The organism is Allobosea sp. CRIB-10 (genome assembly GCF_900112185.1).
Lineage (GTDB): Bacteria > Pseudomonadota > Alphaproteobacteria > Rhizobiales > Beijerinckiaceae > Allobosea.
On the sequence record NZ_FOKP01000004.1, the window covers coordinates 104,478 to 126,852 of the forward strand.

The window sequence follows — 22,375 nt, forward strand, 5'->3', positions numbered from 1 at the left end:
GATCAGTCCTGTGGCGTCGAGGCAGACAAAAGCTCCGCAAGAAAACGTGAATTCGAGGGTTTGAGGGAATGCCCCCGAGAAGCCGCTCACGACCAAGTCAAATCGAGACCAAGATGATCAAGACCAAGACCAGCGCCGCATCCCGCGTCGACCGCCCCACCAAGCGCGCCCGCGCCTCGCGCAAGATCGGCACGACCGCGCCCGGCCTGCGCCGGATCAAGCCGCAGCACAGTGCCGCCGCCGTCACCGAATACCTGCCGACGCCGTGGCCGGCTCTCGGAGACGACAGGCAGGGTCCGCTGCCGGACGACGCGTTCACCGCAAAGGCCTTCACCAGCCGCTTCGAGCCCGGGTTCAAGGCCTACGTCTACGCCGCGGGCTGTGGTCAGAACTTCCGCAACCCCGCCCAGGCTGGCGGCCTCCTCGGCGTCGCCCGCGACCTCAAGCTGCCGCTCTACAAGATCTCGGCGACGCAGGGGGACCTCCGCGACAGGCTCGACGAGGTCAGCACCGATCGGTACGCCTCCGAGACGAACGGCGCGGACGGGCCCGTCTGCCAGGTCGGCTTCGATGCCTACACGGCCCAGGTGCTGCGTCCCGATCGGCGCCCGCTCGATGGCTCGCCGGTCGTCGTACAGACGCGCTGCCTCGAGGTGCATCTGCCCGCCTCGCTGTCGCTGCGCGTCTTCGAAAAGGAGCTTCACGCGGCGATGTCCCGATCGAGCCTCAACCGCTGGCTGGACTCGCCCGACGGTCGCCGCCACTGCGACATGCTGGGTCTCGTCGCCGCCGACCAGAAGCGCTTCACGACCTACGCCTTCGGCGCCGGGCACCGCCGCAGCGAAGCCCAGGAGATCTACATCGCAAGGCCCAGGGGTCGCGATGCCGGCAGGCTGATCGCCATCGTCGAGCGCATCGTCCATGACGCCGTCATGCCGGGAGAGCGCCGCATGCGTCACGGATGGCGTTGCCGCAGCCAACGCTAGAAATCCCCCCTATGAGAATGGGCGCTGGCTAGCGCAGCCGGCGCTCATTCTCTCTGCATCGCAAGCATACCCCAATATCCCAAACGCAATATTCCTAAAATTTTATCGTTCTGGCTGAAATCCCCTCTTGCGTTGCTCCATACGCGAACAATCCGACATCGTGTACAATCACTATCGGTGATTCGGCTTGAGGGATAAGCGTATGAGTTGGCGTAAAGCATGGGGTAAGCGGCCCCGCCTGGCGTCTGCTGATCTTCGGAATGTGGCGCCGTGGCGGGACTATATTGCGATCCGCTTTCGGGCATCGCAACTGCTCGACCTCAACCCGTTCAGCGGCGGCAAGCGCGGCCAGCGGCATCGAACCGATGTGCAGACACATCTCAACAACGCCCAGGCGCTGCGGATCGCGGACCTCTACACGCTCGTCAAGGCCCTCAACGAAGTGCGAAAGGCGGGTGCTTCCCCAAATAGGCCCGTCAAGGCGATCGACGTCGACGAGCTCCTTCGCTCCGTCTTCCTCGGGCCATCGTCATGGCAAACGCTGCTCAAGCAGGGACAAGTGCTGGCTCGTCAGCGTGACGAAGCCTTCGGATATGCCCACCGCGCCTATCTCACTCCGGCACTGGCATCGCGCCTGTCGGCGTCGGGACATCAAGCGGCTCTCGCCGACTTGATCGCGAGCGAGACGCTGGCAATCGATCTGATCGGGCGCGGTCTCATGGCGGCGCAGGCCCATACATCGGGCCTGCGCAATGTCTTCAAGCAGCTGTGGCGGCGGCGGCGGCCCAGGGATGAGACCATCTCGCAGGACGTCATCGATTCGGTACCGCGTTTCTCGGTCGGCGAGATGGCTAGCCTGTCGTTCGCCAGCGCCGTCAACGCGTCGCTGATCTGGAACGACCATTTCGGCGACACCACCAAGGTCGGCTATTTCTACCTGCACGAGTTCGCCATCTTCGCCGGTCGGTTGGCTCGCGGTGAACCGGCGCAGCTGACAGAGGAACTCGCGCAGTACATCCAGGCCGAACGCCTGTCGGCCGGTGCCGACGATGTCGCCCGCCGTGAAGCCTACATGAATATCATGCCCGCCCATCATGCCTTCCTCGCCATCTGGGATCAGATCGTCACGGTCTACGACCGAGCGACCTTCTCCGGGGAGGTCAGGGAGTGCATTATGACAGGGGAAGCCAGAACGCTTCGGATCAGGGGCTTTAGCGCCTGAATTCGACAAAAATCGCTCTGTCCCTATTGGATTCCTGTCGGTTCTACCGGCGGCAGGCCAGCGTCTCCCTCGAAAGGAGACTTTGGCATGACGAGGCGGGCGATTGGGGCGCGAGGAGAGGGGAAAGGCGCTTCAGCGCGCTCTGACCGCCCCTGCGCTGCATCCGCCCGTCCAAGAGCGAGATCCAATCGACGCGGTCTCAAAAATAATGCGGCTGAAGCCGATATCCTGCTCGAAAGGATCGATCCGTCGTTCATCGGCACAGCCGAACTCGACGCCCTAGAACAGTTCTTCGGCGATATCGTCTCGCGCGCACTGTCCCGTTAGTATCCACTCGAAGCGCGGCAGGCACGACATCCCCTCCCTTCCCTCTGGCAAACTCACCCTTACATCACGAAGCAGCAGGAACTGGCAGGATCTCATGGCGCGCCGCCGACGCAACATCACTCCGCTCGCTCCGCGAGCCGATCGCGTGGTACTCTATATCCGCGTCTCGACCGACAAGCAGGCCGAAAACCGGCTCTCGCTCGAGGAGCAGGAACTCCAGCTGCGTGACCACTGCGAAAGCAAGGGACTGATCGTCGTCGGCGTCTATTGTGATGCCGGCGAGAGTGCGAGCTCGCTCAATCGACCCGAACTGCAGAAGATGCTCGCACGATGCAAGGACGGCACCCACTCGGTCGATGCCGTGCTCGTGCACTCGATCTCCCGCGCATTCCGGAATCTCTTCGAACAGGAGGTCACCGTCCGCGAGCTCGCCGCCCATCGCGTCGGCATCCGTTCTCTTTCCGAAAACATCGGCGACAAGCGATCCAGGCTGATTCTCGGGCTTTCCAACGAGTGGAAATCCGACGATGCGCGCATCGGCACGATGCGCGGAATGACCGCGACCGCCAGGCGCGGCTACTCCAACGGAGGGGCGATTCCGTTCGGATACAGATCCGTCGAAGCCGACACGATCGGTCGAACAACGAAGCGCAAGCTGGCCATCGATGCCGTCGAGGCCGATATCGTTCGCACCGTGTTCCAACTCGCGCTCGCCGGGACCGGCTCGTCTGGGCCCATGGGTGTCCGCAACATCGCCCGGCACCTGAACGCAGCCGGTCATCGCACCCGCGCCGGCGGAGAATTCTACTCGAGCACCATCCATGAGATGCTGATCCGCGAAGCCTACGCCGGCACCCGATCCTGGAACGTCTTCGACAAGAACGGCAACCAGAATCCAGACGATCAAATCATCGATTACGAGGTGCCTGCGATCCTCGATCGCGAAACGTTCGACGCCGTGCAGTCTCGGCTCGGCGAACGGCAGCCTCGCCAGCGTGGGCCTCGCCTCGACAGCGCTCCCTCTCTGTTCGGCGGCCTGATCCGCTGCGGATGCTGTGGCGGCGCGATGTCGCCCTCAACGGGGACCGGCCGCAAGGGCGTGGTCTATCGCTACTACAAATGCGCCATCTCGATAAACAAGGGCGCAACCGCCTGTGACCTGAAACCCATCAGCCGTGATGTGGCGGAGCAGCGTGTCATGGCCGAGCTGAGCAACTGGCTCATGGTGCCCGGGCGCCTCGCAGGGATCCTGGCGGCTCTCCATGCGCGCAAAGCATCCCGCCAAGCGTCGGTTCACCAACGTATCGCACAGTTGCAGCGGGACGCGGCAGAGACTGAGAAAGCGCTGGCCAATCTCTACCGCGGCATCGAGGGCGGCACCCTGGACCCGGCCGAACCCACCCTGCAGGCTCGCGTTCAGGACCTCAGCGCGAAACGCGACCTGGCGCGAACAGCCCTCGAACGCGCCCAGGCCAATCTCATCGAAGCGCCCGCGATAGACGCCCCTGTCGTCGAAAAATTCGCCAGGGAGCTCGTCGCACGCCTTGTCGATGGCCCGGTCGAAGCTCGCAAGGCCTGGCTCACCGCCATCGTCGACGCCATCATCGTCGAGCCCGGATCAATCCGGCTCGTCGGCAGAAATGACAACTTCGAGAGAAACCTGCGAAGCCATGCCGCTGGGCGCGGCGTGGTTCGCAGTTCTGATCGGAAATGGTGGGCCGGGCCGGACTCGAACCGGCACCGGCGCTGTTATGAGCAGCGAGCTCTAACCATTGAGCTACCGGCCCGGGGCAGGCCTAGCATTCGCCGCGCCGGGCGGCAACGCCCTCACGCCCCGCCGATCAGGATGCCCGCCGCCAGCACCAGCGCGCCGCCGAGCACGACCTTGGAAAGTCGCGCGGGCGAAGGGCGTTTCCATATAGCGGTTCTGGATCCAGACGATCGCCCAGAGCTCGATGAAGACGACCACCAGCGCGATCGCCGTCGCCGTCCAGAAGGACGGGATCAGATAGGGCAAGGCATGGCCGAGGCCGCCGAGCGCGGTCATCACCCCGGAGGCCAGCCCGCGCTTCAGCGGCGAGCCGCGGCCCGAGAGCTTGCCGTCGTCATGCGCCGCCTCGGTGAAGCCCATCGAGATGCCGGCGCCGACCGAGGCCGAGAGGCCGACCAAAAAGGTGGTCCACGGATTTTGCGTCGCGAAGGCGGTGGCGAAGATCGGCGCCAGCGTCGAGACCGAGCCGTCCATCAGCCCGGCGAGGCCCGGCTGCACCCAGGTCAACAGGAACTGCCGGTGCGCGGCGGCATCTTCCGTCGCGCCGGCCTCGCCCGCGAGATGATCCTTGGCGAGTTCCTCCGCTCTGCTCTCGTGGCCGGCCTCCGCCCGCGCCAGATCGCCGAGCAGGCTGCGCGTCTGCGCATCCGTGCTGCGGCCGGCAGCGGCAATGTAGAAATCGCGCGCCTGGCGCTCCATCGCCGCCGCCTCCTCGCGGATGCGCTCGAGCCCGAGCGTCTCGACCAGCCAGACCGGCCGGCGCTGATAGAAATCGGCGACATGCTCGCGCCGGATCGGCACCACCACCTCGCCGAAGCGGCGGCGATAATCGTCGAGCAGGCGGCGGCGATGCTCGTGCTCCTCGCCCGCCATGCCGTCGAACACCGCAGCCGAAGCCGGATAATCCTTGCGTAGCATCTCCGCATAGACGGCGTAGATGCGCCCATCTTCCTCTTCCGAGGCGATCGCCAGTGCCAGGATCTCCCGCTCGCTCAGGCTGTCGAAGCGGCGCCGGCCACCGAAGCCGGCCGGCAGGAACGAGGATAGCATCGCGATCTCCTTTAGAATGATTCTAAATAGAGATCATGCCGCGCCGGCACAATCTGCGCCAAACGCAACGCCCCCCGCCTTGCGGCGGAGGGCGTCGTGAATTCCGGCGATGCTGCCGCGTGTCGGGCTGTCAGGCCGCCCTGGCATGCTCGTGACCGTGCTCGGCCGCACCGCCTTCACGGAAGCTGAAGCGCGAGATGTGCTCCTTGAGCGCGCGGGTCTGCTCGTCGGTGAGCGCCAGCGCGGCATTGGTCTCCTCGACCAACGCGGCGTTCTGGTGCGCCATGGTGCCGATCCCGTCGATCTCCTTGTTGATCGTCGAGACGTCGCTGGCCTGGCCGCGCGCCGTCTGCGAGATGCCGTTCATCAGCGCCGAGAGATCGTTGACCGAGGTCAGGATCGAGCCGAACACGGCCGAGCTCTGCTCGACCAGGCCGACGCCGACCTTGACGTCGCCATGGGCGGCCTCGACCAGCTTCTTGACGTCGTTCGAAGCGTCGGCCGAGCGCTTGGCGAGGCTGCGCACCTCGCTGGCGACCACGGCGAAGCCCTTGCCGGCGTCGCCGGCGCGAGCCGCCTCGACCGCGGCGTTGAGCGCCAGGAGGTTGGTCTGGAAGGCGATCTCGTCGATCATCGAGATCACCTCCGAGATCTTGCTGGAGGAGGTGCGGATGCGCTGCATCGCTTCCAGCGCCGAGGCGACGACCTGCTCGCCCTGCTGGGCGCGCTCCTCGGCGCTCTGGGCCATGCCGACGGCGTCGGCCGCATCCTTGGCGGTCTTCTGGACATTGGTCGCGAAGGCGCCGAGCTGGTTGGTCGCCACCGAGACGGCGTTGCTCTCCTCGGAGGTGCGCTCGGCGAGATCGGTGACGCCGTCGAGGATCTCGCTGGTCGCGCTGCGCACGGCCGAGACGGTTTCCGACAGGCGTGCCAGCGTGTTCTCGAACTCGCCGGCGAGGCTGTTGGTGCCGTTCTTGAGCTCGGCGAAGGCGCCCTGATAGCGACCCTCGACGCGGGCGACCAGGCGGCCGTCCGAGAGATGGCCGAGCACCTCGCAGGTCTCGGACAGGCCGGTCTGCACCGTCTCCAGCAGTTCGTTGACCGAGCCTGCCAGGGCGTTGAGCTCGGCATCGGCGAAGTTGGCGTCGACGCGCCGGCTGAAATCGCCCTGCGCCGCCGCGGCGACGACGACGCCGAAGGCCTCGCCGAGCTCGGCCATCATCTGGCGGCGCTGTTCCTGGGCGCGCTCCTCGTCCTCGACCTTGGCGAGCTCGGCGGCACGCAGCGCGACTGCATTGTCGCGGAAGAGCAGCACGCTCTTCGAGATGTCTGCGATCTCGTCATTCCCCTTGGTCTCGACGGCCGTCTCGAGCTGGCCATCGGCGATCGCCTTCGTCGCGGCCCAGAGCCGGTTGAGACGGCCGACGATCTGGCGGCGGACATAGAACAGCGACAGCGCCAGCGCGACGAGGAGCGAGCCGAGACCTATCGCGCCGAGCCAGAGCTTGCTGGTCTCGATCAGCTCCTGGGTCGAGCCGACGGCGGCTTGCGCCTCGCCGCGCGCGCTTTGCACCAGCGCGTCGACCTCGCGGCGCAGCTGGGCCGCCGCCTGGTCGACTTCCTTGAGGCCGCGCGCGATGCCCTCGCGGGTTGTGATGTCGCGGTTGCGGATGTCGACGAGGCCGTCGCTGCCTTCGCCGACCGCGATCAGGTCCTCGACCGTCTTGGCCCGCGCCTTGTTGGAGGTGATCTTCTCGGCGTCGGCCAGCAAGGTCCGCAGCCGGTAGGCGATGCCGTTGAAGCGCTCGCGAGCGAGGCCGAGCTTCTCCTTGTCGTTGATCTGGGCGATCTCGCGCAGCACGCCGACCATCTCGTTGACATTGGCCTGCAGCGTGCGCGCCAGGTCGAAGATGGCGAAGTCGCGGTCCATCAGCGTCTTGACCGCGCCGGTCAGCGCGTCGCCCGAGAGCACGGCGAGATCATCGAGCCCGAAGGTCACCGCGAACTTGGCCTGCTCGGCCTCGCCGCTGGCGGCCTTGACGAAGGCCTCATAGGCGGTGCCGAGCTTCTCCAGCGCGGCGCCCGCTTCCGCGGCGTTGCGCAGGCGCTCGCCGGTCAGGTCGTTGATGTCGTTGATCTGGCGCGACAAGCCGTCGAGCGCGGCCTGCGCCTTCTTGTTGTCGACATTGCCCTGCTCGCCGATCTTGCGGACGAGGTCGAACTGCCGGGCCTCGACCTTGTCGAACTCGCCGGTCAGCGCGGCGCGCTCGCGCACGCTCTGCACCTCCATGAAGCGCGGCGCCAGCGCGGTCGAGGCCGTGGCGGCCTGCGAGAGCTCGAGCGCCAGCTCGACCACCGGCATCTTGCGCTCGACCATGTCGGCGACCGTGCTGCCGACCCGGCCATAGGAGAACCAGGCGACCAGCGAGGCCGCGATCGTCAACACCGTCAGGACGCCGAGCGCGGCATAGATGCGTGCTGCGATCCCGACACGCGAGCCCTTCTGGCGCGCTGGCTTCTTGGTCTTCGACATCGACGCGGTACTCCTGAAGGCGGCCCGGCAGCGCGGCGCTGGCCGGAAACGGACACGGACAATGGGGCGGGAGCGGCTGACGAGGGTCAGCCGCGGAACGGGTGTGATCGCGATGCTGAGCGACGACGGCTCGTCGGCGCGGCGCCATGGTCCGGCGACGGCGCGAGCCGAGTTTCATGCGCCGGCAGATGACGGCGGCCGATCATGCAGGACCTCCCAGCCCCTGGCAGACCGGCCCCGATGGACCGATCTGCGGCAGAATTGCGGAGCTCCGCTTAAAGAACGTTTAAGTTGCCGGATTCTTCTGAATCACTCGGCGATGGGGTGGGTTTACGGCCTGTTAGGAAACGGAGACGACGCCGAGAAGGCTCACGCGCCATTCGCGGGTCGTCCCGGGCGACCGCAGGAGACCCGGGACCCATTCCGGAACCTCATTCGGAAAGGCTCAGGAATGGATCCCGGATCTCTGCTGCGCTGCGTCCGGGATGACGCCGTAGTTGGTATTCCCTCACTCCGCCGGCAGCGGCGGCACCGGGCGCGGCCGGCCCTCGTCGTCGATCGCGACGAAGGTGAAGCTCGCATCGGTGACCTTCTCGTGCAGCGTCGTGCGGAAGCGCTTGGCCCAGGCCTCGACCTGGATCTTCATCGAGGTCCGCCCGACCGATTTCACCGAGGTGTAGACGCTGAGCACGTCGCCGACCTTGACCGGGCGGATGAAGGTCATCGCCTCGACTGCGACCGTGACCACGCGGCCCTGCGCCCGGTCGACCCCGGCGATGCCGCCGGCCTGGTCCATGCGCGACATCACCCAGCCGCCGAAGATGTCGCCATTGGCGTTGGTGTCGGCCGGCATGGCGATGGTGCGCACGGTCAAGGTGCCGCACGGTTCGTCGGCAGGTGTCACGCCCGGCTCAGTCATCGTTGGTCTTCCCTTCTTCGATGTGGAAGGAGTGGAGCACACGATGCAGGATCGGCGCCAGCACGAAGCCGGTGGCGATCACCACGAACAGCCCCGAGAAGATCGCATAGAAGCCGGCGAAGAGCTTGCCACCCGCGGTCTTGAGCTCGGCCACCGGCCCCATGCCGGAGAGGATCATCGCCGCATTGACGAAGGCATCGACCGCGCTCATCCCTTCGCTGGCGCCATAGCCGATCATGCCGATGCCAAGCCCGGCCATGGTGAGGCCGAGCCAAAGTAGTACCGCCCGGCTCATGCGCCGGAAGAACAGCCGGACCGGGATCAGCCGCTCATGGCGACGTTCGAATTGCAGCATGGATTCGCCCCGACCGGCCTTGAGCCCAGCTTGGCGTGCCCGCATGCTGCGTCAAGCACCGCAATGCAGGAGAAGCGCGATGACCAGCAAGCCGCCGATGATCTGCATCTCGCTGCGCTATGCCGATGCGCCGCGCATCTATGACTGGCTGATCGCCGCCTTCGGCTTCGAGAAGCACGCCGCCTACTACTCCGAGGACGGCAAGACCCTGCTGCATGGCGAGCTGCGCATGGGCGACAGCTTCGTCATGCTCGGCTCGGCCGAAAACAACGAGTTCGGCAAGCTGGTCTCGCGCCCGGCCGAGCTCGGCGGCACCACCGCCTCGCCCTATATCGCGACCACCGGGATCGACGCGCTCTGCGAGCGGGCCCGTGCAGCGGGCGCGGAGATCTGCATGGAGCCCCGGGACCAGCCCTATGGCAGCCGCGACTTCATCTGCAAGGACCCGGGAGGCCATGTCTGGTGCTTCGGCACCTACCGGCCGGGCGCCGAGCCGGGCTGACCTCTCCCGTCATTGCGAGGCGCGCAGCGACGAAGCGATCCAGGGGCGGCAGAGCTCTGCGTTCCCCTGGATTTCTTGCTGCGCGCGCAATGACGTGAAGCCTCAAGCCGCCGCCAGCTTCGGCCGCGCCTTCAGCATCAGCCAGCAGACGATCGAGAGGTTGATCAGGTTCCAGGCGAGGCCGTTCAGGAAGGCGAGCCGGTAGGACGCGGTCGCGTCGAAGATCAGGCCGGAGACCCAGCCGCCGAAAGCCATGCCGAACACCGTCGCCGACATCACGACGCCGATGCGCATGCCGGCTTCGCGCGGCGGCATGTAGTCGCGGATCACCACCGCATACATCGGCACGATCCCGCCCTGGAACAGGCCGAAGATGCCGGTGACGACGAAGAGCGAGCTCAGCCCGTCGAACCAGAGATAGAGGAAGAGCGCCATGCCCTGCATCAGCGAGGACAAAGCGAGCGTCGCCGTGCCGCCGATCTTGTCGGCGACGAAGCCGGACGAGATCCGGCTGACGATGCCGAGCGCCATCATCACCGTCAACATCTCGGCGCCGCGGGCGACGCCATAGCCGAGATCGCTGCAATAGGCGACGATGTGGACCTGCGGCATCGACATCGCGACGCAGCAGCAGAAGCCGGCGACGACCAGCAGCAATTGCAGCTGGTTCGGCGACAGCCCGAGGCTGCCGCGCGCCCCGGCGCTGGTCGCCTCGGCCGCAGCCATGCTCGCCGCGTTCGGCCGGCGCCGGAACAACGGCGCCAGCGGCAGCATCACCAGGAGGCAGGCGATGCCGAGCCACAGATGCGTCGTGCGCAGGCCATGCGTCTCGACACCCCAGTTGATCAGCTGCGGCCAGAACATGCCGGCGAGATAGCTGCCGGAGGCGCCGAAGACGACGGCGAGGCCGCGATAGCGCCGGAACCAGTGCGAGAGATCGGCGATCAGCGGCGAGAAGCCGGTGGCGGCGCCGAGCCCGATCAGGAAGCCATGCGCCAGCGCGAACTGCCAGAGCGAACCGGCGATGGAGGCGAGCGCATAGCCGCCGCCGAGCAGAAAGGCCCCCAGCACGATCGGCGCGGCGATGCCGACACGGTCGGCCAGCCGGCCCATGGCGATGTTGCCGATGCCGAAGCCGATCATGGCGCAGGTATAGGGCAGCGAGGCGTCGGCCCGCAGCACGCCGAATTCCTGCTGCACCGCCGTCACGACCACGACCGCGGACCAGGAGCCGACACAGGCGATCGTCCCGACCAGCAAGGCGAGCGCCAGCCGCATCCAGGCGTAAGGCGAATCCGGCGCGTAGCGCGCATCCTGGGCGTTCATGTTTCCTCGCCGCGCTAGAGCCGGATCGGATCAGGTTGAAGCAACCTGATCCGTGAAGCCGTCTCTCATTTTAAGTCTAGAGACCGTTTTGCCGATCAGTCTGCAGAGCAGGCTGATCGGCACGGGCTCTAGCGGAGAACGATTTTCTCTCTGCCCGAGCATTAGGCAGCGGGCCTGTTCGCCACAAGCGCATGAGCGGCGGGCCGATGCAGCGCGGATGTGGGGGCATCCTGCCCGCCAAGGACGACTTGCATCGCCCTCCGGGACGGGCATGCTCGGCATCCTGCTGGAGGCGCGATGGCGAGAATCTGCATCTATGGCGCTGGCGCGATCGGCTGCTATCTCGGTGGCCGTCTCGCCGCCGGCGGGGACGAGGTCGGCTTCGTCGGCCGCACCGGCATCGGCGAAGAGCTCCGGCAGCATGGCCTGACCCTGACGCAGTATGACGGCCGCGACTGGCGCGTTCCGCCGGAAGCGATCGCCTTCTCGACCGAGCCGGCCGCTGCCGCCGCAGCCGAGCTGATTCTCGTCACGGTGAAATCCGGCGGCACGGCGCAAGCCGCGGCCGAGCTCGCCGGAGTGGTTCAGCCGAGCGCCGTCGTGATCAGCTTCCAGAACGGCATCGGCAATGCCGATGCCCTGCGCACCGCCCTCCCCGGCCGCAGCGTGCTCGCCGGCATGGTCCCGTTCAATGTCGTGAAGCGAGCTCCCGGCGCCTTCCATCAGGCCTCGGAGGGCGAGCCCGAGGTCGAGGACTCGTCCACGCTCGTACCCCATCTGGCCGACTTCACCAGCGCCGGCTTCGCCCTGCGCCGGCATCGCGACATGCTGCCGGTACAATGGGCCAAGCTGATCTTCAATCTCAACAATGCCGTCAACGCCCTCTCCGGCCTTCCCTTGCAGCAGGAGCTGGCGCAACGTGACTATCGCCGCTGCCTCGCTCTCGCCCAGACCGAAGCGCTGATGCTTCTGGCCCAGGCCGGCATCCGGCCCGCCCGGCTGACGCCGCTGCCGGCGCGCTGGATACCGGCGTTGCTGCGCCTGCCCGATGCGCTGTTCGCCAGGCTCGCCCGGAAAATGCTGGCGGTCGACCCGCTGGCCCGCTCCTCCATGGCCGACGATCTCGCCGCCGGGCGCAAGACCGAGATCGACTGGATCAATGGCGAGGTGGTGAGCCTGGCGCAGCGGCTCGGGCAGCAGGCGCCGGTAAATGCCCGACTGACGGCTATCGTCCATATGGCTGAAAAGCAGAAGGCCCCACCGCGCTGGAGCGGCGAGGCCTTGCTGGCGGAGCTGCGCGAGGGCGCGCCGCAACCTTGAGAGGTCAGGCAGCCCGACGCTCGTGCCGGCCCTCGTTGACCTCCTCGATGATCTTGGCGACGAACGCCGGCAGATCGCCGGGATTGCGCGAGGTCACCACGCCTTTGTCGGTGACGACTTCGCTGTCTTCCCATTGCGCCCCGGCATTGACCAGGTCCTGCTTGATCGTCTTGTAGGAAGTCAGGCGGCGCCCCTTGGCGATGCCGCTGTCGATCAACAGCCAGGGCGCGTGGCAGACGGCCGCGACCACCTTCCCCTGCGCGAAGAAGTCCTTGATCAGCGCGATCGCCTTGTCGTTGCCGCGCAGCGTATCGGGATTCATCTGGCCGCCGGGCAGCACGATCGCGTCGTAGGCGTCGGCCCGTGTCTCATCAAGGCCCTTGTCGACCTTGACCGCCTTTCCCCAATCCTTCTTGTCCCAGCCCTTGATCTCGCCGCTCTCGGGCGATGCGACATGCACGGTGGCGCCGGCTTCCTTGAGCTTGGCGAGCGGTACCTCGAGCTCGGACTGCTCAAAGCCGTGCGTGGCGAGGATGAGGATCGATTTTCCGTTCAGCGAGGCCATGGCCTTCTCCCTGGTTGCTGCTTCAATCAAGGCAACCTTCGGGAGGGCGATCCGTTTCCGCGTCGGAACGACGCGGCGGGGGCGACAACGGCCCAGAGACATTCCGCGATCTGGAGGATTGCTCCAGCTCAGCTCTTGCGCCCGGTCAGCTCGGCATATTGCTCCGGCGGGAGCGGGCGGCCGAGCATGTAGCCCTGCATGTAGTTGCAGCCTTCATCGATCAGGAAGTCGAGCTGCTCGCGCGTCTCGACACCCTCGGCCACCACCTCGATGTCGAGCGCATGGCCGAGCGCGATCACCGCGCGGGTGATCGCGGCCGCCTCCGAGGCGACGCCGAGATTGGCGACGAAGCTGCGGTCGATCTTCAGCGTCGAGAGCGGGAACATGTGCAGATAGGACAGCGAGGAATAGCCCGTCCCGAAATCGTCGAGCGCGATGCGCACACCGAGCGCCTTGATCCGGTGCAGCACCAGCATGGTCCGGTCGAAATCGGTGATCATCACGCCTTCGGTGATCTCGAGTTCGAGCCGCTCGGGCTCCAGCCCGGTCTCGACCAGCACCTCGTCGATCAGCCCCGGCAGGTCGCCATGGCGGAATTGCAGCGGCGAGACGTTGACGGCGATGCGCAGCGGCGTCTCCCAGCTCGCCGCCTCGGCGCAGGCCTGGCGCAGCAGCTCGCGCGCCAGCGGCAGGATCAGCCCGCTCCCTTCGGCGGCGGGAATGAACTCGGACGGCGGCACGACACCGCGCTCGGGATGGATCCAGCGCGCCAGCGCCTCGAAGCCCGTGAGGACGCCGGCGGCCGAGAACACCGGCTGATAGTGCAAATGCAGCTGCTTGTTGGCGATCGCCGCCTCGAGGTCCTCGGCGAGATGGTGCAGCCCACTGGCGACGCCCGGCCCGGCCGGCGTCCCCGGGGTGACGTCGACCATCAGATTGATCGCACCGGTGAGCCTGCCCTGCGTGTCATAGAGCGGCGTCGGCAGCGGTACGAAGCGGACCCGGGTTCCGTCGGGCCGCTCGGCCAGCACCTCGACGCCGCGAACCTCGCGTTCCTCGCGCAGCGCCACCGCCATCGCGCATTCCTCGGGCTGCAATGGCGAGCCGTCGGTCCGGAACAGCTTGTGGCCGATGCACCAGCGGTCGCTGCCGAGCTGCGGCTCGCGCCCGACGAGTTCGGCGGCGGCCTGGTTGAAATAGTTTACACGCCCCTCGGCATCGGTCGCGTAGAGCGCGACGGGCAACCGCGCCACGACCTCGCGGAACCAGTGGTCATCGGGGCCCGAAGCCTCCGCACCCGGGGGATCTTCCGGCTTCGGGCCGCCGGGGGGATTGGGAGGCATACGAACGATCTCGACAGCGGCGAACAACGTGACGACATCAAAGCCGGAAAAACCGAATAAAGTTTTAAATGGCAGGAGTGAATCCAAAAACGCAATAAAATAACCCGCCAGACCAAAGGGCAAATGGCAAAAGTCGATGTATTATTTGTCTAAAATTTGTACAAATCCATCAAATTACCACCGGTGGTCCACGAATCTAAAATCTTGAATCAAGATCTATCCAATAATACCGAATTTATCGCTCTCAAGAGCGAGGGATTTGCCAAAAAAACTATTTTAACAAGCGTTCGCCTTGCTCGTCGATCAGCTGTTTTGCCTTGACGATCGCGAAGTCCGCCGCCTCCTCGGCGCCGGGGAAGCGGTCGGCCCGGATGAAGCGATGGCTCTTCATCTCGCCCTCGATCTCCTTTTCGATCACGCCGCAGAGCTGCTGCTGGCCGCCTTCGGCGAATGGCGTCGCATGGATGGTGAAGCCCTTGTATTCGGTGCTTTTCAGCGGTCCGGCGGGGGCAGCCGGCTTGGCGTCCTTGCGACCGAACAGGGATTTGAGGAAGGACATGGCGGGCTCCGTTTGATTTGCGCTGTATAGCCCAGATGCGGACCGCTTGGCCAAGCGCCGGATTCTGCCGCCCGACGATCCAACGAGCCTCTGGCGCATCGCCACCTGCGTCACCATGTCATCCTGAGACAGGGCGGAAAAGTCGAGCCCGTCCATCCCGATGCTCTCCTGGCCCGCTCTGTCGCAGGAGCAGCCATGATGCGCTTCTTCAAACTCTGCCTGCCGGTCTTGCTGGCCCTACCGCTCTTGTCCGCTGCAACGCAGGCGCAATCGCCCAATAGCGTTCCTTGCGCCGATCGCAGCATGGCGACCACGCAGCTTCATGAGCTCTATGGCGAACGCCGGATCGGCTATGGCCTTGCCGCCAATGGCAGCGTGATCGAGCTCTTCGCCGCGCCAAACGGCTCCTTCACCCTGTTCGCGACCTTGCCGCACGGAGTCAGCTGCCTGATCGCCACCGGGCAATCCTGGGAGCCGGCCCCGGAGGCCGAATACTACGCCGGCCGGTGATCTGCTCGCCTCGGCGAACGAACATCCGAGTTCGCACCCCGCCGGGTCCCCGCCATGCCCCAACGCCGACACGGCCGAAAATCAGCGCTTGCCTCCCACCAGAATAATACAGTACAGTATGGTATTATTCTGGGAGACCACCATGAATGCCTGGCTCGCCTTCGCCGCCGTGCTTGCGGCCGCCACCACCTTGATCCACGTCGTTCTCGGCGGACGGGAAATCGCCACGCCGTTGCTGGCGGCCGAGCGGCTGCATGCCGTGCCGAAGTTCACCCTGTATTATTGCTGGCATCTGGTGACGATCGTGCTGGCGGCGCTGGCGCTCGCCTTCGGCCTCGTCGCGACCGGCCATGGCAGTCGCGATCTCGCCCTCTTCGCAACCGCTGGCGCGGCGTTGTTCTGTCTCTGGGGCCTCGGCATGATCGGCCTGTTCCGCCTGCGGATCGCACATTTCCCGCAATGGGCCCTGTTCGCTGCGATCGCGATCAGCGGCATGATCGGCCTGTGGCAGTGACCTCCCCTCTCCCGCTCCGCTTTCGCCGGAGTGACTGGCTCGCCCTCGGCCTGACCGCGCTCGCCGAGCACGGCCCGGCCGGGCTGACGATCGAGGCGCTCTGCCGCCGCGCCGGCAAGACCAAGGGCTCGTTCTACGCACATTTCCCGGCGATCGAGGTCTATCTCGCCGCACTCGCCGGGCATTGGCGCGAGACCCATACGCATCGGTTGATGCAGGAGGTCGACAAGGGCGGGCCGGCGCCGGACCGCCTGATCGCGCTAGACCGCATGGCGCTCGCCCTCGACATTCGCGTCGAACAGGGCATGCGCCGCCTCGCCCAGCTCGATCCGGGTGTGGCGGCGACCTGCGCCGAGGTCGACCGCGAGCGCGTCGGCTATCTGGAAAAGCTCCATGGCGAGAGCGGGCGCTTCACCCCGCCGGAGGCTCTCGCGCTGGCCCGTATGGAATACGCCGCCTTCATCGGCTTTCAGCAGCTCGATCTCGGCCTGTCGCCGCAGGAGCTGCACGCCTGCTACGGCACCTTCATGCGGCTGCTCGTTCGGTCGAAGGGCGACTGACGACTCAGGCGAGGTGCAACACGACCTCGCGCCGGTGCGGGCTGGTACGATGCTCGAACAGGTAGATCCCCTGCCAGGTGCCGAGCGCGAGCCTGCCGCCGCTCACGGGGATCGAGAGCGAGACCGGCAGCATCGCCGCCTTGATATGCGCCGGCATGTCGTCGGGCCCCTCGGCGCGATGGGTGAGATAGGCCATCGCCGGATCGTCCGCCGGCGGCACCAGCCGGGCAAAGAAGGCCGACAAGTCACGCCGCACGTCCGGATCGGCATTCTCCTGGATCAGCAGCGAGCAGGAGGTATGGCGCACGAACAGCGTCAGCAGGCCGCTATCGACGCCCGCCTCGCGCACGAACCGGGCGACCGCGTCGGTGAACTCGTAGAGCCCCGCCTCGCCCGTTTCGATCGCGAGACGGGTCTGCCTGCCCGCCATTACCGTTCAGTGAGCGCGAGCTTCGCGCCGAGCGCGACGAAGGCGGCCGCGAAGGTGCGCCGCAGCCAGGCCATCACCGAAGGACGGCTCACGACATGGTCGCGCATCGCCGCGGCGAACAGGCCGTAGAGCGCGAAGACGACGAAGGTCATCGCCATGAACACGCCCGAGAGCTCGAGCATGCGCGCCATCGGGCTCGCCTCGTCGGCGGCGATGAACTGCGGCAGGAAGGCGACGAAGAAGATCGAGAGCTTGGGATTGAGCACGTTGAGCGCCAGGCCGTCGACCAGCACGCGCCAGGGCGAGCGCCTGTCGGCCGTGGTCTCGACGCTGAGCGCGCCCTGTTCCTTCAGCGTCTGCCAGGCCATCCAGAGCAGATAGGCGACGCCGGCATATTTGACGATGGCGAAAGCGAGCGCGCTGGCATGCAGCAGCGCCGCGAGGCCCATCATCGCGGCGAGCAGATGCGGCACGATGCCGAGGGTGCAGGCGAAGGCGGCGAGCACGCTCGCCTTGGCCCCGCGCGTCAGCCCGGCGGCGATGGTGTAGATCGCGCCCGTCCCGGGTGAAGCGACGATGATCAGCGAGGTCAGCAGGAATTCGAGGGACACGAGCTTCACTCCAGCTCCAGCGACGCTACCGGAGCCGCATCGATATCCCGGTCGCGAGCGCCTTGCTAGCCCAGCCCCTCGAAGATCCCGCCGATCACCGTGACGACCGCCTCGCCGGTCGCCACCACGGCGCTCCCGGCGCCCTCGACCACGGTGCCGACCACCTCGACCGCGACGCCGACCGCCTCGATCGTGACATTGCTGGCGACGTCGAGCACGCCGCTGACGAGGTCCCCGGCCGTCGAGCCTTCCTCCTCCTGCTTCTTCGCCTGAGGCGGAAGACCGGCTTGCAACGCCGCCTTGGCGGCTTCGATCTCGGCTTCGGTCGGAATCCCGGTCATCTGTGCTCCTCCAGGAGAAGCCTCGATTGTGAGGCTGACCTTAGCAGAACTGTGGCGGGCTGGGCCGATTCTGCTTGCCCTCTGCGCCGGTCGATCGTAAAGGCGGCGTTGCGTCCCCTGCGGACGGCCGTAAGCGTCTCACGTCAGGCAACGCATCCCCCGGCTCGGTGCCGCCAGGATGCCAGAAGGCCATGACGGCAGAGCCTGTCCTTACGGATGGTCCCATGAAACCCTCCCGCAAATTGCCGGCGCGCTACGGCGCGTTCGTCACCCCCTTGATCCTGTCTGGCCTGATGACCCTGATCGTCTCAGGGATCTCGACCCTGCGCGTGCTCGGCCCGACGCCGGCCTTCCTGCAAGGCTGGCCCGTCGCCTGGGGCCTATCCTGGCTGATCGCCTTCCCGGTGCTGCTGCTGGCCCTGCCGGCGGCGCGTAAGCTCACCGCGATGCTTGTCGCGCCGGCGGGGTGAGGCAAAAGAAAAGGGCGGCTGACGCCGCCCTTTTGACTGGATCGATCTTCGATCCCTCAATTGTCCAGGAAGCTCCTGAGCTTCCGGCTCCGGCTCGGGTGCTTGAGCTTGCGCAGCGCCTTCGCCTCGATCTGGCGGATGCGCTCGCGGGTGACGCTGAACTGCTGGCCGACCTCTTCGAGGGTGTGGTCGGTGTTCATGCCGATGCCAAAGCGCATGCGCAGCACGCGCTCCTCGCGCGGGGTGAGCGAGGCCAGCACGCGCGTCGTGGTCTCGCGCAGATTGCTCTGGATCGCCGCGTCGATCGGCAGGATCGCATTCTTGTCCTCGATGAAGTCGCCGAGATGCGAATCCTCCTCGTCGCCGATCGGCGTTTCGAGCGAGATCGGCTCCTTGGCGATCTTCAGGACCTTGCGCACCTTCTCCAGCGGCATGGCCAGCTTCTCGGCCAGCTCCTCCGGGGTCGGCTCGCGTCCGATCTCATGCAGCATCTGGCGCGAGGTCCGGACGATCTTGTTGATCGTCTCGATCATGTGCACCGGGATGCGGATGGTGCGGGCCTGGTCGGCGATCGAGCGAGTGATCGCCTGCCGGATCCACCAGGTCGCGTAGGTCGAGAACTTGTAGCCCCGGCGGTACTCGAACTTGTCGACCGCCTTCATCAGACCGATGTTACCCTCCTGGATCAGGTCGAGGAACTGCAGGCCGCGGTTGGTGTACTTCTTGGCGATCGAGATCACGAGACGCAGGTTCGCCTCGATCATCTCCTTCTTCGCCTGCCGCGCCTCGCGCTCGCCCTTCTGGACCATCAGCACGATCTTGCGGAACTCCTGGATCTCCAGGCCGGTCTCCGAGGCCATCGTATGGATGTCCTCGCGCAGATCCTTGATCCGGTCCTTCTCCTGCGCGACGAATTCCCGCCAGCCGCGCGAGCCGAGCTTGGAGACGCGCAGCACCCATTTCGGGTCGAGCTCGCCGCCGATATGCTGCTTCAGGAAGTCGTCGCGGGCGACACCATAGCTCTCGGCGAGACGTAGAAGTCTCGTTTCGTGAGAAATCAACCGCTTGTTGATGTCGTAGAGCTGCTCGACCAGCGCCTCGATGCGGTTGTTGTTGAGCGAGAGCGACTTCACCGAGACGATGATGTCGTCCTTCAGCTTCTTGTATTTGCGGTCCTGCGACGGCGAGAGCTTGGCGTTCTCCAGCCGGCCGGCAATGTCCTGGTCCTGCAGGCGGCGCAGCTTGGTGTAGTTGCTGGCGATCGAGTCGAAGGTCTCGAGCACGCGCGGCTTCAGCTCGGCCTCCATGGCCGAGAGCGACACGTTGTTCTCCATGTCGTCGTCGTCCATGCCCTCGGGCGGAGTCTCGCCTTCGGGCGCAGCCTCTTCGGCCGCCTCGGCCCCTTCTTCGCCCTCGCCGGCCATCTGCTCGGGATTCTTGCCGTCGGGGCCGGCATAGGTCGCTTCGAGGTCGATGATGTCGCGCAGGAGGACCTTGCCCTCGTTGAGCTCGTCGCGCCAGATGATGATCGCCTGGAAGGTCAGCGGGCTCTCGCAGAGCCCGGCGATCATCGCCTCGCGGCCGGCCTCGATGCGCTTGGCGATCGCGATCTCGCCCTCGCGCGAGAGCAGCTCGACCGAGCCCATCTCGCGCAGATACATGCGCACGGGATCGTCGGTGCGCTCGGTCGGCTCGAGATTGCGCTTGGTCTCGACCGGCAGCGCCGTGCGCTGCGCCTCGACGAGATCGCCGCCCTCGGCCTCGTCCTCGTCGCCATCGCCCTTGCCCCGGGCCGCGCGCTCTTCGCCGGCCGCTTCAGGATCCTCGTTGTCGACGACGTTGATGCCCTGCTCGCTGAGCTGGCCGAGCACATCCTCAATCTGCTCGGAGGAGAACTCCTCCGAGGGCAGGACCTCGTTCAATTCGTCATAGGTGACATAGCCGCGCTTCTTGGCGAGCTTGATCATCCGCTTGACGGCCTGATCGGTGAGATCGAGGAGCGGGCTGTCCGTGCTCGGGGGCGCTTCCGGGGAACCCGCTTCGGACTTGTCCCGCTCGCTCACTTTGGTCGCCATCAATCAGCGCTCCACCATTTTGCGCGCCGGTGCTATGGCTCCGACGCATAAAAGGGCGCCGCGGCAACCGTCGCTGCCGCGCACCCACCCAACTCATCCACTGCAGATAGCGCCGACCATCGTTGATGAATCGTGCACCATCCTCAATGCCGTCCTCGTCTCTGCCGACGAAAGCAACGCACCAGCCCGGTCATTTCTCAGGATTGGCCTCGGTCCCCTCGATCGTGTCGAGACGGCCCTTGACGTCCTTCATCCAGGCAAAATTGGCTTCCGTTGGTTCGTCAGCCAATGCGCGTTCGGCTGCCTTCAGCTCGCTATGTAGCGTGCGTGCGCGATGATGCAAGACGAGAGCCTGACGAATCGAATCAAAAACCGATTCCGGATCAGCCGTTTGCGCCAATTTCAGCCGCTCGGCCGGCTGGGTGACGGAAAGCAGCGCCGCCTGCGCTTCCGCGACTCGTCCCTGCTCCAGCCGCCGGCCGAACGCCTCCTGGTCGAAGGCGCCGTCGATCGCCGCATCGAGAAGCGCCTGCCGGAAGCGCTCCGCCGCCGGCCCGTCGAGCGAAAGCTCGGCGATCTCGTCGACGCAGCGCATCACCAGGTCGGGATGGCTCGCCAAGGCGAGCAGCACGAAGGCCTCGCGCGGATTCTCGCCATGCCGGCGCTGCATCAGCGGCGAGCTGGCGAGCTGCGGGCTCGGCCGCACCAGCGAAAGCGGCGGCCTGTCCTGGCCGCGCTGAAATCCACGCCCGCCACGCGCGCCGCCGGAAAAGCCGTTCTGGCGCCGCCCTTCAAAGCGTTCCTTCTGGGGCGGCGCGAAGAGCAGCCCGATGCGCTCGTCGATCTCGCGGCGATAGTGCCGGCGCGTCGCCTCGTCGCGAATCAGGCCGAGCGGCTCCTTCAACCGTCGTTCGAAGGCAGCGCGTCGCTCGGGCGTGTCGAGCTGGCTCGCCTCGAATTCGCGCGCCCAGAGCATATCGACGAGCGGCTTGGCCGAGCCGATCACCTCGGCCACGGCGGGCTTGCCGCCCGAGCGGGCGAGATCGTCCGGGTCCTGGCCCTCGGGCAGCAGCGCGAAGGCGAGCGAGCGCCCCGGCTCCAGCATCGGCAAGGCGAGATCGATCGCCCTCCCCGCTGCCTTGCGGCCGGCCTTGTCACCGTCGAGGCAGATCACCGGCTCGCCCGACATGCGCCAGAGCAGCGAAAGCTGGTCCTCGGTCAGCGCCGTGCCGAGCGGGGCCACCACCTGCGGGAAGCCGGCGAGCGTCATGGCGATGACGTCGACATAGCCCTCGACCACGATCACCTGGCCGGTATCGTGCGCGGCCTTGCGGGCGTTGTGGTGGTTGAACAGCAGCGCGCCCTTATGGAAGAGCGGCGTCTCCGGCGAGTTCAGGTATTTGGCCGGCACGTCGGCGCTCATCGCCCGGCCGCCAAAGGCGATCACCCGCCCGCGCGCGTCGTGGATCGGGAACATGATCCGGTCGCGGAAGCGGTCATAGGGCACGGCGATCTCCTCGCCATGCACGAGGAGCCCCGTCTCCATCATCGCATCGGCGCCGACGCCCTTAGCCGCGAGATGGTCGCGCAGCGCGAAGCGGTCAGGCGGCGCATAGCCGAGGCGAAAGAGCTTGCGCGCCTCCCCTTCCAGCCCGCGGCCCGAGAGATAGCGCCGGGCCAGCCCGCCGCGCTCCGATAGCAGCTCGGCCTCGAAGAAGCGCGCCGCCAGCTCGACGACCTCGTGCAGCCCCTTGCGCTTCTCCTCCTGCGCCTGCGCCTCGAAGGAGACCTTCGGCAAGGTGACGCCGGCCTCGGAGGCGAGCTTCTCGACGGCTTCCGGGAAGGAGAGCCCCTCGGTCTCCATCACGAATTTGAAGATGTCGCCGTTCTTGCCGGAGGAGAAATCGAAGAAGGAGCCCTTCTGATCGTTGACGAAGAAGGACGGCGTCTTCTCGGCGTTGAAGGGCGAGAGCCCCTTCCATTCGCGGCCGGCCTTGGCGAGGCGCACGCGCTTGCCCACGACCGCCGAGACAGGCAGCCGCGCCTTGATCTCCTCAAGGACGGAGGGCGGGAACTTCATGGCTTC

General features: G+C 66.3%; 21 protein-coding genes, 1 tRNA gene and 1 pseudogene. 8 read left to right on the top strand and 15 right to left on the bottom strand.

Annotation, left to right across the window (positions count from 1 at the left end; genetic code table 11):
* Positions 1-113 precede the first annotated feature (113 nt).
* Together BMZ69_RS07460 and BMZ69_RS07465 are read left to right on the top strand one after the other, a co-directional pair.
* Positions 114-986, top strand: a complete 873-nt coding sequence (locus BMZ69_RS07460; protein ID WP_092155951.1) for a hypothetical protein — start codon at positions 114-116, stop codon at positions 984-986.
* 202 nt (positions 987-1,188) lie between these two features.
* Positions 1,189-2,208: a hypothetical protein gene (locus BMZ69_RS07465; protein ID WP_139218996.1), complete on the top strand. Its 1,020-nt coding sequence runs from the start codon at positions 1,189-1,191 to the stop codon at positions 2,206-2,208.
* Positions 2,209-2,599: 391 nt separating this feature from the next.
* Here BMZ69_RS07465 and BMZ69_RS32060 read toward each other — a convergent pair whose 3' ends face one another.
* The 6 genes and pseudogenes from BMZ69_RS32060 to BMZ69_RS07505 form a co-directional block, all read right to left on the bottom strand.
* A complete protein-coding gene (locus BMZ69_RS32060; protein ID WP_244543256.1) occupies positions 2,600-3,442 on the bottom strand; it encodes a hypothetical protein in 843 nt (280 codons plus the stop codon).
* An 804-nt stretch (positions 3,443-4,246) separates the two neighbouring features.
* A tRNA-Ile gene (locus tag BMZ69_RS07485) sits at positions 4,247-4,322 on the bottom strand.
* Positions 4,323-4,362: 40 nt separating this feature from the next.
* Positions 4,363-5,356: pseudogene (gene mbfA, locus BMZ69_RS07490) on the bottom strand (iron exporter MbfA).
* A gap of 130 nt (positions 5,357-5,486) precedes the next feature.
* Positions 5,487-7,889, bottom strand: coding sequence for a methyl-accepting chemotaxis protein (locus BMZ69_RS07495; protein WP_092155954.1), 2,403 nt, complete (start codon positions 7,887-7,889; stop codon positions 5,487-5,489).
* A 508-nt stretch (positions 7,890-8,397) separates the two neighbouring features.
* Complete coding sequence (locus tag BMZ69_RS07500) at positions 8,398-8,808, bottom strand: acyl-CoA thioesterase (protein ID WP_092155955.1); 411 nt, start codon at positions 8,806-8,808, stop codon at positions 8,398-8,400.
* The gene (locus BMZ69_RS07505; RefSeq protein WP_092155956.1) at positions 8,801-9,163 is read right to left on the bottom strand and encodes a hypothetical protein; all 363 of its coding nucleotides are present in this window, start codon (positions 9,161-9,163) and stop codon (positions 8,801-8,803) included. Before BMZ69_RS07505 ends, BMZ69_RS07500 begins: the two co-directional genes overlap by 8 nt.
* 79 nt (positions 9,164-9,242) lie before the next feature.
* Here BMZ69_RS07505 and BMZ69_RS07510 point away from each other — a divergent pair, with 79 nt between their 5' ends.
* Positions 9,243-9,665, top strand: a complete 423-nt coding sequence (locus tag BMZ69_RS07510; RefSeq protein ID WP_092155957.1) for a VOC family protein — start codon at positions 9,243-9,245, stop codon at positions 9,663-9,665.
* 102 nt (positions 9,666-9,767) lie between these two features.
* Here BMZ69_RS07510 and BMZ69_RS07515 read toward each other — a convergent pair whose 3' ends face one another.
* Complete coding sequence (locus BMZ69_RS07515) at positions 9,768-10,991, bottom strand: MFS transporter (RefSeq protein WP_092155958.1); 1,224 nt, start codon at positions 10,989-10,991, stop codon at positions 9,768-9,770.
* Between the two features lie 297 nt (positions 10,992-11,288).
* Between BMZ69_RS07515 and BMZ69_RS07520 the strand changes: the two genes are divergently transcribed.
* Entirely contained in the window at positions 11,289-12,311 is a 1,023-nt protein-coding gene (locus tag BMZ69_RS07520; RefSeq protein WP_092155959.1) for a 2-dehydropantoate 2-reductase, read from the top strand.
* A 4-nt stretch (positions 12,312-12,315) separates the two neighbouring features.
* Here the strand turns inward: BMZ69_RS07520 and BMZ69_RS07525 are convergent, their stop codons facing one another.
* The 3 genes from BMZ69_RS07525 to BMZ69_RS07535 form a co-directional block, all read right to left on the bottom strand.
* The gene (locus tag BMZ69_RS07525; protein WP_092155960.1) at positions 12,316-12,876 is read right to left on the bottom strand and encodes a type 1 glutamine amidotransferase domain-containing protein; all 561 of its coding nucleotides are present in this window, start codon (positions 12,874-12,876) and stop codon (positions 12,316-12,318) included.
* A 128-nt stretch (positions 12,877-13,004) separates the two neighbouring features.
* The gene (locus tag BMZ69_RS32450; RefSeq protein ID WP_175506707.1) at positions 13,005-14,219 is read right to left on the bottom strand and encodes a putative bifunctional diguanylate cyclase/phosphodiesterase; all 1,215 of its coding nucleotides are present in this window, start codon (positions 14,217-14,219) and stop codon (positions 13,005-13,007) included.
* Positions 14,220-14,490: 271 nt separating this feature from the next.
* Positions 14,491-14,778 (bottom strand): HlyU family transcriptional regulator, encoded by a 288-nt coding sequence (locus BMZ69_RS07535; RefSeq protein ID WP_092155961.1) that lies wholly within the window; start codon positions 14,776-14,778, stop codon positions 14,491-14,493.
* Between the two features lie 198 nt (positions 14,779-14,976).
* Here BMZ69_RS07535 and BMZ69_RS07540 point away from each other — a divergent pair, with 198 nt between their 5' ends.
* From BMZ69_RS07540 to BMZ69_RS31535, 3 genes are all read left to right on the top strand, one after another.
* Positions 14,977-15,288, top strand: a complete 312-nt coding sequence (locus BMZ69_RS07540; protein WP_139218997.1) for a hypothetical protein — start codon at positions 14,977-14,979, stop codon at positions 15,286-15,288.
* Between the two features lie 142 nt (positions 15,289-15,430).
* On the top strand, positions 15,431-15,802 hold the full coding sequence (locus BMZ69_RS31530) for a hypothetical protein (protein WP_175506708.1): 372 nt from the start codon (positions 15,431-15,433) through the stop codon (positions 15,800-15,802).
* Entirely contained in the window at positions 15,799-16,362 is a 564-nt protein-coding gene (locus BMZ69_RS31535) for a TetR/AcrR family transcriptional regulator (protein WP_175506709.1), read from the top strand. Before BMZ69_RS31530 ends, BMZ69_RS31535 begins: the two co-directional genes overlap by 4 nt.
* A gap of 4 nt (positions 16,363-16,366) precedes the next feature.
* Here the strand turns inward: BMZ69_RS31535 and BMZ69_RS07550 are convergent, their stop codons facing one another.
* The 3 genes from BMZ69_RS07550 to BMZ69_RS07560 all read right to left on the bottom strand — a co-directional run bounded on the left by BMZ69_RS07550 (position 16,367) and on the right by BMZ69_RS07560 (position 17,744).
* Entirely contained in the window at positions 16,367-16,792 is a 426-nt protein-coding gene (locus tag BMZ69_RS07550; RefSeq protein ID WP_092155964.1) for a secondary thiamine-phosphate synthase enzyme YjbQ, read from the bottom strand.
* Positions 16,792-17,403, bottom strand: coding sequence for a LysE family translocator (locus BMZ69_RS07555; protein WP_092156139.1), 612 nt, complete (start codon positions 17,401-17,403; stop codon positions 16,792-16,794). Before BMZ69_RS07555 ends, BMZ69_RS07550 begins: the two co-directional genes overlap by 1 nt.
* Before the next feature lie 65 nt (positions 17,404-17,468).
* Positions 17,469-17,744, bottom strand: coding sequence for a hypothetical protein (locus tag BMZ69_RS07560; protein ID WP_092155965.1), 276 nt, complete (start codon positions 17,742-17,744; stop codon positions 17,469-17,471).
* A 224-nt stretch (positions 17,745-17,968) separates the two neighbouring features.
* Between BMZ69_RS07560 and BMZ69_RS07565 the strand changes: the two genes are divergently transcribed.
* Positions 17,969-18,214, top strand: a complete 246-nt coding sequence (locus BMZ69_RS07565) for a DUF2798 domain-containing protein (protein ID WP_092155966.1) — start codon at positions 17,969-17,971, stop codon at positions 18,212-18,214.
* A 56-nt stretch (positions 18,215-18,270) separates the two neighbouring features.
* Here the strand turns inward: BMZ69_RS07565 and rpoD are convergent, their stop codons facing one another.
* Together rpoD and dnaG are read right to left on the bottom strand one after the other, a co-directional pair.
* Positions 18,271-20,289, bottom strand: a complete 2,019-nt coding sequence (gene rpoD / locus BMZ69_RS07570) for an RNA polymerase sigma factor RpoD (RefSeq protein WP_092155967.1) — start codon at positions 20,287-20,289, stop codon at positions 18,271-18,273.
* A 190-nt stretch (positions 20,290-20,479) separates the two neighbouring features.
* Positions 20,480-22,369 (bottom strand): DNA primase, encoded by a 1,890-nt coding sequence (dnaG, locus tag BMZ69_RS07575; RefSeq protein ID WP_092155968.1) that lies wholly within the window; start codon positions 22,367-22,369, stop codon positions 20,480-20,482.
* Positions 22,370-22,375: the final 6 nt, after the last annotated feature.